Source organism: Pseudomonas sp. Pseusp49 (genome assembly GCF_059491875.1).
Window position 1 is genome coordinate 24,452 of record NZ_CP168514.1, and the last position, 12,025, is coordinate 36,476.

General features: G+C 60.4%; 9 protein-coding genes. All 9 read left to right on the forward strand.

Annotated elements, in window-relative coordinates; translation table 11 throughout:
• Positions 1-242: 242 nt before the first annotated feature.
• The 9 genes from ACEN83_RS00060 (at position 243) to ACEN83_RS00100 (ending at position 12,012) form a co-directional block, all read left to right on the forward strand.
• Entirely contained in the window at positions 243-1,595 is a 1,353-nt protein-coding gene (locus ACEN83_RS00060) for a TolC family outer membrane protein (RefSeq protein WP_116582489.1), read from the forward strand.
• Between the two features lie 42 nt (positions 1,596-1,637).
• The gene (locus tag ACEN83_RS00065) at positions 1,638-3,794 is read left to right on the forward strand and encodes a type I secretion system permease/ATPase (protein WP_116582490.1); all 2,157 of its coding nucleotides are present in this window, start codon (positions 1,638-1,640) and stop codon (positions 3,792-3,794) included.
• Positions 3,784-5,148 carry an HlyD family type I secretion periplasmic adaptor subunit gene (locus ACEN83_RS00070; RefSeq protein WP_116582491.1) on the forward strand — a complete coding sequence of 455 codons (1,365 nt, stop codon included), beginning with the start codon at positions 3,784-3,786 and terminating at the stop codon, positions 5,146-5,148. The genes ACEN83_RS00065 and ACEN83_RS00070 overlap by 11 nt, the downstream gene beginning before the upstream one ends.
• A gap of 395 nt (positions 5,149-5,543) precedes the next feature.
• On the forward strand, positions 5,544-6,431 hold the full coding sequence (locus ACEN83_RS00075) for a TauD/TfdA dioxygenase family protein (protein ID WP_104451591.1): 888 nt from the start codon (positions 5,544-5,546) through the stop codon (positions 6,429-6,431).
• 18 nt (positions 6,432-6,449) lie between these two features.
• Positions 6,450-7,475: an ABC transporter substrate-binding protein gene (locus ACEN83_RS00080; RefSeq protein ID WP_015092949.1), complete on the forward strand. Its 1,026-nt coding sequence runs from the start codon at positions 6,450-6,452 to the stop codon at positions 7,473-7,475.
• A 5-nt stretch (positions 7,476-7,480) separates the two neighbouring features.
• Positions 7,481-8,341 (forward strand): ABC transporter ATP-binding protein, encoded by an 861-nt coding sequence (locus ACEN83_RS00085; protein WP_102675794.1) that lies wholly within the window; start codon positions 7,481-7,483, stop codon positions 8,339-8,341.
• 21 nt (positions 8,342-8,362) lie between these two features.
• Positions 8,363-9,229, forward strand: a complete 867-nt coding sequence (locus tag ACEN83_RS00090; protein ID WP_495579178.1) for an ABC transporter permease — start codon at positions 8,363-8,365, stop codon at positions 9,227-9,229.
• 108 nt (positions 9,230-9,337) lie between these two features.
• Positions 9,338-10,267: a LysR family transcriptional regulator gene (locus tag ACEN83_RS00095; RefSeq protein WP_007977618.1), complete on the forward strand. Its 930-nt coding sequence runs from the start codon at positions 9,338-9,340 to the stop codon at positions 10,265-10,267.
• Positions 10,268-10,491: 224 nt separating this feature from the next.
• Positions 10,492-12,012: an MFS transporter gene (locus ACEN83_RS00100; RefSeq protein WP_495579179.1), complete on the forward strand. Its 1,521-nt coding sequence runs from the start codon at positions 10,492-10,494 to the stop codon at positions 12,010-12,012.
• Positions 12,013-12,025 lie beyond the last annotated feature (13 nt).

Below are 12,025 nucleotides of genomic sequence, written 5' to 3' on the forward strand. Positions count from 1 at the left end.
GTCAATATTTTGGCTATATTTTTTCGCTATTAACTTTATGCCAAACTATTGACCTTCTTGGAGCCATCCTAAACAATCGCCCCAGTAATGTCACATTGATATTTGAGCTGTGACCTGTCCTTGGTATGTGATCCAGTTCCGCTTTCGAACTTTCCGACATACGGTCATTCCGCTCGCCATCTTCCGACACGGCGCGTTTTTCAGTCGTGATTCAAGACAAGAAGTCCTGGGAAATTCCTACAATGCGTTCGCCTTTGTTCATGGCTATACCCTTCGCGCTCGCCGCGTCTTTCGTACAAGCGCAATCCTTACCCGAAGCCATGCAACAGGCATTGGATGTCCATCCGGAAGTCCAGGCAGGGGTAAACAGTCGTTTGGCTGCGGACTATCAGTTAAAGGCAGCGCAAGGGGGATACCTCCCACGGGTGGACTTGCTGGGTGGTTATGGCCGCGAAGGCACTGACAGCGTCACCACACGCGGGGACGGCAGCAACAACCACTGGGAAAATCTGAACCGCAGTGAATCGAGCTTGCGACTGACCCAAATGGTTTTTGACGGTTTTGCGACGACCAGCGAAGTAGGGCGTCAACAAGCCACCGTCAACTCCCGCGCCTATTCGCTGCTGAGTACTTCCGAGCGTACCGGGCTGACCGTGGCCCAGGTCTATCTCGACGTGCTGACCCGTCGCGAATTCGTGCGCCTGGCCGAGGACAACCTCAAGAGCCACCAACGCATTTACGACCAGATCCAGCTGCGCACCCAGCGTGGCGTCGGCAGCGGCGCCGACCTCGATCAGGCAGAGGCGCGGATGGCCCAGGCGCGCAACAACCTGATCACCGAGCAGACCAACCTGGCTGATGCCGAAACCAACTACCTGTCCGCTGTCGGCCAGATGCCCGATCAACTGGAGCGCCCGGCGAGTTTCCTGGCGCTGATGCCGGCCAACCTGAATGAAGCCCGCGCGCAGATGCTGGAAAACAGCCCGATCCTGCGCTCGGCCGAATCCGACATCGCCGCCGCCGAAAAGCAGTACGACACGGCCAAGTCGACCTTCTACCCGCGCTTCGATGCTGAACTGGGTCGCACCGCAGACAACGATATCGATGGTCAGAACGGCCATAACAACGAATGGCAGGCCATGCTGCGCATGCGCTTCAACCTGTATGCCGGCGGCAGCAACAAGGCCGACCTGGAATCCAAGGCCTACCTGTCGAACCAGGCGCTGGACATCCGCAACAACGCCCTGCGCCAATTGAATGAAGAACTTGGCCTGGCCTGGAACGCCCTGAACAACGCCAATGCCCAGGTGCCGATCGCCCAGCAGTACGTTGATCACAGCACCGCCGTGCGAACCGCTTACCAGCGTCAGTTCAGCCTCGGCGAGCGCACTCTGCTCGATTTGCTCGACAGCGAGAACGAGTTGTTCACCTCTTCTCACCGTCTGGTGGAGATCAAGAACATTCAGTTATTTACTCAGTACCGAATCAAGGCGACCATGGGCGAGTTGCTCAAGAGCCAGGGAGTGGTCGCACCATTGGCATCCGTTGTGCAGAACGACGTGAAGCCGAAGGTCCAATTGCCCGGTATGAATTGAGCAGGACCTTCATTGTTCAATTGTTAGCCAAGAGTGCCGAGCGTGGAATCAGAAGTCAGTCGGGTTCAACTCATTCATGATCCGCGCGCGTTGCATGACGATCCGTTGCTGGATGGTCTGCTCGCTCTTTGCATGCTGCACCAGAAACCGGCCAGCGCGGCCATGCTCACCACCGGCCTGCCACTGCCCGAGCAGCGTTTGAGTGTCGAGCTGCTGCCACGTGCGGCGGCTCGTGCGGGGCTGCAAGGTCGGGTGTTGCAGCGCAAGCTGGGGGACATTCCGGCGATTGCCATGCCGGCATTGTTGCTGCTCAAGGACGGTCGCAGCGCCGTCCTGCTTGGCTGGCAAGGCGAAGATCAGGTGCGGGTGCTGCTCAGCGAAAGCGATGGCGGTGAGTCCCTGGTCAGCCGCGAGCTACTGGCTGACGATTACACCGGTAAAGTCTTTTTTGCCCAGCCGCAGCACAAATTCGACGTCAATCACGGCACGCTGATTCCGCGTGCGCGCTCGTGGTTCCGTGACACCCTCAAGCGTTCGCGCTGGTTGTACGCCGACGCCATCGCCGCCAGTTTCCTGATCAACATCATTGCCATGGCCGCGCCGTTGTTCGTGATGAACGTCTACGACCGTGTCGTGCCAAACCAGGCCGAAGCGACGCTATGGGTGCTGGCTGTCGGCATCTCTGGCGCCTACCTCTTCGACCTGATCCTGAAAAGCCTGCGCAGCCTGTGCCTGGACCTGGCCGGCAAGAAAACCGACCTGATCATCTCGGCCACGCTGTTCGAGCGCATCGTCGGCATGACCATGAAGTACCGGCCGGCACGGGTCGGCAGTTTTGCCCAGAACATCCATGAATTTCAGAGTCTGCGCGATTTCCTCGCCTCGCTGACCCTTACCAGCCTGATCGACCTGCCGTTCACCCTGCTGATTTTCATGGTTATCGCGATCCTCGGCGGCCATCTGGTGTGGATACCGGTGCTGGCCTTCCCGATCGCCCTGGCCATCGGTTATGCGTTGCAGAAACCCCTGGTAGCGACCATGGAGCGGACCATGGCGCTGGGAGCCGAGCGTCAGTCGAGCCTGATCGAAACCCTGGCCGGGCTGGATGCGGTAAAGGTCAACAACGCCGAAAGCGAACGCCAGTATCAGTGGGAACAGACCATCGGCACCCTCAGTCGCCTTGAGTTGCGGGTGAAGATGCTGTCCGGCCTGGCGATGAACATCACCTTGCTGATCCAGCAACTGGCCGGGGTGATCATGATTGTCTTCGGTGTGTACCAGATCATCGACGGTCACCTGAGCATGGGTGGCCTGATTGCCTGCTATATGCTCAGTGGCCGTGCGCTCAGCCCGCTGGCGTCGCTCTCCGGGTTGCTGACGCGCTATCAGCAGGCACGGGTGACCATGACGTCGGTCGATCAAATGATGGAGCTGCCCCAGGAGCGCAATTTCGAAGAGCGCCCGCTCAGCCGCAAGGTGCTGCAGGGCGCCATTGAATGCCGCCAGCTCAATTTCACGTACCCCCAACAGCAGAACCTGGCGCTGAAGAACATCAATCTGGTGATTCGTCCCGGCGAGAAGATCGGCATCATTGGCCGAAGCGGCTCGGGCAAGAGCTCGCTGGCAAAACTGCTGGTAGGGCTCTATCAGCCGGATGACGGCTCGTTGTTGGTCGATGGCGTGGATATCCGCCAGATCGACGTCAGCGAGTTGCGCTACAACATCGGCTACGTGCCCCAGGACATTCAGCTGCTCGCCGGTACCTTGCGCGACAACCTGGTTTCCGGTGCGCGTTATGTCGAGGATGAACTGGTGTTGCAAGCGGCTGAGCTGGCCGGTGTCCACGAATATGCGCGCCTGCATCCGCAGGGTTATGAGCTGCAAGTGGGCGAACGCGGGCAGAACCTCTCCGGCGGCCAACGGCAAAACGTGGCCCTGGCCCGTGCATTACTGCTCAATCCGCCGATCCTGCTGCTCGACGAACCGACCAGTGCCATGGATAACACCGGTGAAGAGCGCCTCAAGCAGCGCCTGGCAGCCGTGATCGAAAACAAGACCGTGGTGCTGGTGACTCACCGGGCATCGCTGTTGTCGCTGGTGGATCGGCTGATCGTGATCGACCGCGGGCAGATACTCGCCGACGGCCCGAAAGCCGCGGTGATGGAAGCGTTGAAGAAGGGGCAGATCAGTGTTGCTTAAGTCGGGTAAGGGTTCGATCCTTCGCTACTTCAAAGGCTCTGCTTCGCTTCAGGGCCAGCCGCTGCCGGAGGTCAACAAGGCGTTGATCGAAGACGCGCCGCGTGTGGTGCGGCTGACGATCTGGGCGATCATCTCGTTCTTCGTATTCCTGATGCTCTGGGCCAACTTCGCGGTCATCGACGAAGTGACCAAGGGTGATGGCAAGGCGATTCCGTCGTCGAAGATCCAGAAAATCCAGAACCTTGAGGGCGGTATCGTTTCCGAGCTGTTCGTCAAGGAAGGCCAGATCGTCGACGCCGGTGCCCCGCTGCTTCGCCTGGACGACACGCGATTTGCCTCTAACGTCGGTGAAACCGAAGCCGATCGGTTGTCGATGGTGTTGCGGGTCGAGCGTCTGAGCGCCGAGCTCGAAGATCGTCCCCTGAACTTCCCCGAGGATGTACTCAAGGCCGTGCCGGGTCAGGCCAAGAACGAAGAGTCGCTCTATATGAGTCGCCGCCAGCAGTTGCTCGACGAGATTGGCGGCTTGCAGGAGCAGTTGATCCAGCGCCAGCAAGAGCTGCGCGAATTCACCTCCAAGCAGGCGCAGTACCGCCAGCAATTGGGCTTCCAGCGTCAGGAAATCAGCATGTCCGAGCCATTGGTGGCCCAGGGCGCGGTATCGCCGGTGGAAGTCCTGCGACTCAGGCGTGCCGAAGCGGAGACCCGTGGCCAGCTCGACGCCACCACCCTGGCTATTCCGCGAGCCGAGTCGGCGATCAAGGAAGTACAGCGCAAAATTGACGAAACTCGCGGCAAGTTCCGTAGCGAAGCCCTGACCCAGCTCAATGAAGCACGCACCGATCTGAACAAGGCCCAAGCCACTGGCAAGGCCCTGGAAGACCGGGTCAGCCGGACACTGGTCACCTCGCCGGTGCGGGGTATCGTCAACAAGTTGCTGGTCAATACCATCGGCGGGGTTATCCAGCCAGGCAGCGACCTGGTGGAAATCGTGCCACTGGACGACACCTTGCTGGTCGAGGCGAAGATCCGCCCGCAGGACATCGCGTTCCTGCACCCGGGGCAGGAAGCGACGGTGAAATTCACCGCCTATGACTACACCATCTACGGTGGGCTGAAGGCCAAGCTGGAACAGATCGGTGCCGACACCATTACCGACGATGACAAGAAAACCACCTACTACATCATCAAGCTGCGCACAGAACGCAGCCACTTGGGCACCGACGAAAAGCCCTTGTTGATCATTCCGGGGATGGTGGCTTCCGTGGACATCATTACCGGCAAGAAGACCATCCTCAGCTACTTGCTCAAGCCGATCATCCGCGCGCGGGCCGAGGCACTGCACGAGCGCTAGATCTCTAGATCTCTAGATCTCTAGATCTTTAGTGGATTCACTGGCCCCATCGCGGGCAAGCCCGGCTCCCACAGGTTTTTGTGTCAAACACATGATCGTGTTTCAACAAAGAACCTTGTGGGAGCCGGGCTTGCCCGCGATGGGGTCAGTCAAAACACCACAACCCTGTCAGAAAGTGACAAATAACGTCACTCCGCAATCCATGCAGTCCCTTTTCAATCGCCATATCGTTATTCATTAACGGTATTTAAATTTCAATTCTTATATCTATAAAGTCAATCTCCTGCGTACCTGCCGACCAATCGGCGCGCCGCACGACACGAACCAACACGGGACCTCCGTGAGTTTCTGATCGACGCGCGCGCCATTGAGCGTGCCGTGCGTGGGAGTGATTTATGTCTGCAGCCTCAGCTTCGCCAAGCATCGCGCCACAATTCTTTGAAATCCGCCCTTTCAGCGGAGCGGTGGGCGCCGAAATCCTCGGCCTCGATTTGTCCCGCCCGATCAATGATCAGGACTTTGCCCGCATTCACCGCGCGCACCTGGACCATCATGTGGTGGTGTTCCGCGACCAGCGCATCACCCCGCAACAGCACATCGACTTCAGCCGTCGTTTTGGCGTGTTGCAGATTCACGTGCTCAAGCAGTTCCTGCTGGCAGGGCATCCGGAAATCCTCATCGTTTCCAACATCGTCGAAAACGGCCAGAACATCGGCCTGGGTGATGCCGGCAAGTTCTGGCATTCCGATCTCTCCTACAAACAACTGCCGAGCCTGGGCTCGATGCTGCACGCCCAGGAGCTGCCAGCGGAAGGCGGCGACACCTTGTTCGCCGACATGCACAAGGCCTGGGACAACCTGCCCGAGGCGCTGCGCAAAGCGGTGGAAGGCCGCTCGGCCGCGCACTCCTACACGGCGCGTTACAGCGAGACCAAATTCGAAGGCAACTGGCGCCCGACCCTGACCCCGGAGCAACTGGCCCAGGTCGCCGAAGTCGTCCACCCGGTCGTGCGTACCCACCCGGAAAACGGCCGCAAGGCGTTGTTCGTCAGCGAGGGTTTCACCACCCGCATCGTTGGCCTGCCGGAGGACGAGAGCCAGCAACTGTTGGCCGAGCTCTACGCCCACAGCGTGCTGCCGCAAAACATCTACCGCCATCAATGGCAGCCCCATGACCTGGTGTTCTGGGACAACCGTTCGCTGATCCACCTCGCCGCCGGCTGCCCCAGCCATCTGCGCCGCAAGCTGTATCGCACCACCATCCAGGGCGACGCGCCTTTCTGAATTGCCGGAGATTTGATCATGTCCAAACGTCTGCCCTTTGCACCCCTGGCCGCCGCCATCGGCCTGGGTTTCAGCCTGATCGCCGGCAGCCTGGTGGCGCCAACCGTGGCCCACGCCGAAGGTGAAATCCGCATCGCCGAACAGTTCGGCATCGTCTACCTGCTGCTCAACGTGGTGCGTGATCAGAACCTGATCGAGAAGTACGGCAAGCAGGAAGGTATCGACATCAAGGTCGACTGGACCCAGCTCTCCGGTGGCGCGGCGGTCAACGATGCGCTGCTGTCCGGCTCGATCGACATCGCCGGTGCCGGTGTCGGCCCGCTGCTGACCATCTGGGACCGCACCCATGGCAAGCAGAACGTCAAGGCCGTGGCTTCCCTCGGTAATTTCCCGTACTACCTGGTGAGCAACAACCCTAAGGTCAAGACCATTGCCGATTTCACCGAGAAGGACCGCATCGCGGTGCCGGCCGTGGGGGTTTCGGTGCAGTCACGCTTCCTGCAATACGCGGCCGCCAGGCAGTGGGGTGACAAGGAATTCAATCGCCTCGACAAGTACACCATCGCTGTTCCGCACCCCGACGCGACAGCGGCGCTGGTAGCCGGTGGCACCGAGTTGACCGGGCACTTTTCCAACCCACCATTCCAGGACCAGGCGCTGGAAAATCCCAATGTCCACGTGGTGCTGAACACCTATGACCTGCTCGGCCCGAACTCGCCGACCGTGCTGTTCGCCACCGAGAAGTTCCGCAACGAGAACCCGAAAACCTACAAAGCCTTCATCGAAGCGCTGACCGAAGCCGCACAGTTCGCACAGAACGATAAAGGCGCGGCGGCGGACACTTACATCCGCGTGACCAAGGCCAAAATCGACCGCGCTGCGTTGCTGAAAATCATCGATAACCCGCAATTCGAATTCAGCGTCACGCCGAAAAACACTTACCCGTTGGCCGAGTTTCTCTACCGTGTCGGCGCGATCAAAAACAAACCGGACTCGTGGAAGGATTATTTCTTCCAGGACGCCAAGCCGCTGCAAGGGAGCTGACCGAAATGAACGCCCCTTTGCAAGGCCACACGGTCAGCAATCCGATCGCGGCAGCCCAGGCGCTGCTCTCGGTCGATAACGTCAGCCTCGAATACCGCACGCCGCAGCGGGTGGTGCGGGCGACCCATCAAGTCAGCTTCGAGATCGACCCGGCGGACCGTTTTGTCCTGCTCGGGCCGTCCGGTTGCGGTAAGTCGACCTTGCTCAAGGCCGCTGCCGGCTTCATCCAGCCTGTGGAAGGCGAGATCCGTCTGCAAGGCCAGCGCGTTGATGCGCCCGGGCCGGACCGGATCGTGGTGTTCCAGGAGTTCGATCAACTGCCGCCGTGGAAAACCGTCAAACAGAACGTGATGTTTCCGCTGCTGGCCTCGAAAACCCTCAAGCGTAAAGAGGCTGAAGCGCGGGCGTTGCACTATCTGGAGAAGGTCGGTCTGGCGGCGTTTGCCGATGCCTATCCGCACACCTTGTCCGGTGGCATGAAGGCTCGGGTTGCCATCGCCCGGGCGCTGGCGATGCAGCCGAAAATCCTCCTGATGGACGAACCCTTCGCCGCCCTCGACGCGCTGACCCGACGCAAGATGCAGGAGGAGCTGCTGCTGCTCTGGGAGGAAGTGCGCTTCACGCTGCTGTTCGTCACGCACTCCATCGAAGAGGCGCTGGTGGTGGGTAACCGCATTCTGTTGCTGTCACCGCACCCGGGGCGAGTGCGGGCGGAAGTGCACAGCCACCAATACGATTTGCACAGCCTCGGCGGTGTGGCGTTTCAGGAATCGGCGCGCCGCATTCACCGGCTGTTGTTCGACGAAGGTCAATCGCCGCAAGCCGAGCATGAGCTGGATTTCGCTGATATCCGCATTGCTTATTGAGCCAGTTGAGAGGAGGACCCGATGAGCCATTTATCATCCCCGCGTGAAGCGTTCGAAACGGTTTTGCAACCACTGACCAGCGTGGCGCTGGAACGTGAACTACCCCTTGGCCAACGCCTGTGGCAACAGGGCTGGTTGCGTAAAAGCCTGATCCTGGTGTTGCTCGCCGTGCTCTGGGAAGCCGTTGCGCGCTATCAGAACAACGACCTGCTGCTGCCGAGCTTCTTGCAGACCGCTCACGCGCTGTACGACGGCCTGCTCAGTGGCGAGCTGCTGGGCAAGGTGTGGATCTCGTTGGTGGTGTTGCTCAAGGGTTACCTGATCGGCATCGTTCTGGCGTTTGGCCTGACGACGCTGGCGGTGTCGACGCAATTCGGCCGCGACTTGCTCAGTACCCTGACTTCGATGTTCAACCCGTTGCCCGCCATCGCGCTATTGCCGCTGGCACTGTTGTGGTTCGGCCTGGGGCAGAACAGCCTGATTTTCGTACTGGTGCACTCGGTGCTTTGGGCCTTGGCGCTGAATACCTACGCCGGGTTTCTCGGCGTCTCGGAAACACTGCGCATGGCCGGGCGCAACTATGGCCTCAAGGGCATGCGTTTTGTGCTGTTCATCCTGATCCCGGCGGCGCTGCCGTCGATCCTCGCCGGGTTGAAAATCGGCTGGGCTTTTGCCTGGCGGACGTTGATTGCTGCCGAGTTGGTGTTTGGCGCGACCAGCGGCAAGGGTGGGTTGGGGTGGTACATCTTTCAGAATCGCAATGAGCTGTACACCGACAAGGTGTTTGCCGGCCTGGCGGTGGTGATTCTGATTGGGTTGCTGGTGGAGAACCTGGTGTTTGATTCGTTGGAGCGGGTGACGGTGAAGCGCTGGGGCATGCAGCGCTGATCGCAAATCAAAAGATCCCATGCCTCTGTAGGAGCTGCCGAAGGCTGCGATCTTTTGATCTGCTAGCATTGCACCTGGATCAATCCTGATCGGCCATGAGTGCCCTGCATGCAACTCCCGGACATGAACCTGCTGGTCGCCCTCGACGCCTTGCTCGACGAGGGCAGTGTGGTGGGGGCGGCGCGGCGGATGAACCTGAGCCCGGCGGCCATGAGCCGGACGTTGACGCGCATCCGCGAAGCCATTGGCGACCCGATCCTGGTGCGCGCCGGCCGTGGCCTGGTGCCGACCCCCAAGGCGCTGGAATTGCGCGAGCAAGTGCGCAGCGTGGTGGAACAGGCCGGGTTGCTGTTTCGGTCGGCCGATGCGGTGGAGCTGAGTTCGCTGCGGCGGCGGTTCAGTATTCGGGCCAACGACTTTTTTGTCGGTGTCTACGGCGGCAGGTTGTTCGACACCCTCGACCGGCAGGCGCCGCACTGCGAATTGCGTTTCGTCCCGGAAGGCGATGGCGATGATGAGGCCTTGCGCGAAGGGCGGATCGATCTGAGCGTCAGCAACACACGGCCGCTGACCCCGGAAGTGAAGGTTCAGAACCTGTTTTCCACCCACTTCGTCGGCCTGGTGCGCGAGGATCATCCGCTGCTGGACGAAGAGATCACGGCAGAGCGCTATGCCGGTTATTCCCATATCAGCATGTCCCGGCGCGGCATTGCCCGGGGGCCGATCGATACCGCGCTCAATGCCCTGGGCCTGGAGCGGAGGGTGGCGGTGATCGCGCCAAGTTTTCATGCGGCGATGTTTGCCTTGCCCGATTCCGACCTGATCCTGCCGGTGCCCAAGGAAGCCTTGCTGAGTGTGCGGCGGCTGGGGTTGAAACTGCGCTCGTTCAACCTGCCGATTCCGTTGCCGACCCTGATGCTGACCCAGGCCTGGCACCCGCGCTTCGACAAGGACCCGGCGCACCGCTGGCTGCGTGAAACCCTGAAAACCTGCTGCGATGAAACGTGGCTGGCGGCTCAACCTGAAAGTCACCGCTGAACCCCTGTGGGAGCGGGCTTGCTCGCGAAGGCGTTGGGTCAGCCAGTATCAATGTTGAATGATGAACCGCATTCGCGAGCAAGTCGGATCGCCGCACCGCCGCTCCCACAAGGGGTTTTGTATTGTTGCGTCTGGCGCACTTATAACCTGCCGATAAGTTGATTTTCGTAAGGCATCACGCTTTTTAAAATGCTTCGGTCTTTCCACGCCGGAGCTCGCAGTACATGACTTCCCTTACGGTCACGGCACCTGTCGCTGCAGCCGCACCGCCGGTCTTCGGCCCACGGATCATCATCGGTCTGGTGGGCGTTCTGCTGGCGGTGCTGGTGTCGGGCCTGAACGAGATGGTGACCAAGGTCGCGCTCGCCGACATTCGCGGTGCATTGGCCATCGGCTACGACGAAGGCACCTGGCTGGTCGCCTGTTACACCGCGACGTCGGTGGCGGCCATGGCGTTTGCGCCCTGGTGTGCGGTGACGTTCTCGTTGCGGCGCTTCACCCTGTGCGCCATCAGCCTGTTCACCCTGTTGGGTGTGTTGTGCCCCTTCGCCCCGAATTACGAAAGCCTGCTGTTGCTGCGCACCTTGCAAGGCCTGGCGGGCGGCGCACTGCCCCCCATGTTGATGACCGTGGCCCTGCGGTTTCTGCCCGCCAACGTGAAGTTGTATGGTCTGGCCGGTTATGCCCTGACGGCGACATTCGGTCCGGGCCTGGGTACTCCATTGGCCGGGCTGTGGACCGAATACGTCGGCTGGCAATGGACCTTCTGGCAAATCATCGCACCGTGCCTGATTGCCATGGCCGCGGTAGCGTACGGCTTGCCCCAGGACCCGCTGCGCCTGGAGCGCTTCAAATCCTTCAACTGGCGCGGATTGCTGTTGGGCTTTCCCGCCATCTGCATGCTGGTGATCGGCATCCTGCAGGGCAACCGCCTGGACTGGTTCGAGTCGAACCTGATCTGCGGATTGCTCGGTGGCGGGCTGTTGCTGCTGGTGCTGTTTTTGGGCGGCGAGTGGTCGCAGCCGATGCCGTTTTTCAAGATGCAGATGCTCGGCATCCGTAACCTGTCTTTCGCCCTGCTGACCCTGGCGGGTGTGCTGGTGGTGTTGCAGGCGGTGATCATCATTCCGTCCAGCTACCTGGCGCAGGTCCAGGGTTATCGCCCGGTACAGACCGCACCGATCATGCTGCTGGCGGCGCTGCCGCAATTGATCGCACTGCCGTTGGTGGCGGCCCTGTGCAACTTTCGCTGGGTTGATTGCCGCTGGGTGTTGGGTATCGGCCTGGGCATGCTGGCGTTGTCGTGCGTCGGCGGCTCACAACTGACGTCCGCGTGGATTCGCGACGATTTCTATGTGCTGCAATGGCTGCAGATTTTCGGTCAGCCCATGGCGGTATTGCCGCTGCTGATGTTGTCCACTGGTAGCATCAACCCAATGGAAGGGCCGTTCGCATCGGCCTGGTTCAACACCGTCAAAGGCCTGTCGGCAGTCATCGCCACCGGGGTGATCGAAGCGCTGACTACGGCCCGTCTGCATTTTCACTCGACCATGCTGGTCGATCGTCTCGGCAACTCGCCGCTGGCCGAGCGCGACAGCGCAAGTCTCGCTCATCGTCTGCATGAGCAAGCGCTGGTGCTCACGTCCTCTGATCTTTACCTGTGCATGGCCGGTCTCGCCGTGACCTTGATCCTGCTGATTTTCTGGCTGCCGACGCGGATCTATCCGCCGCGCACACCGACCTGAATGCTCCACTGAA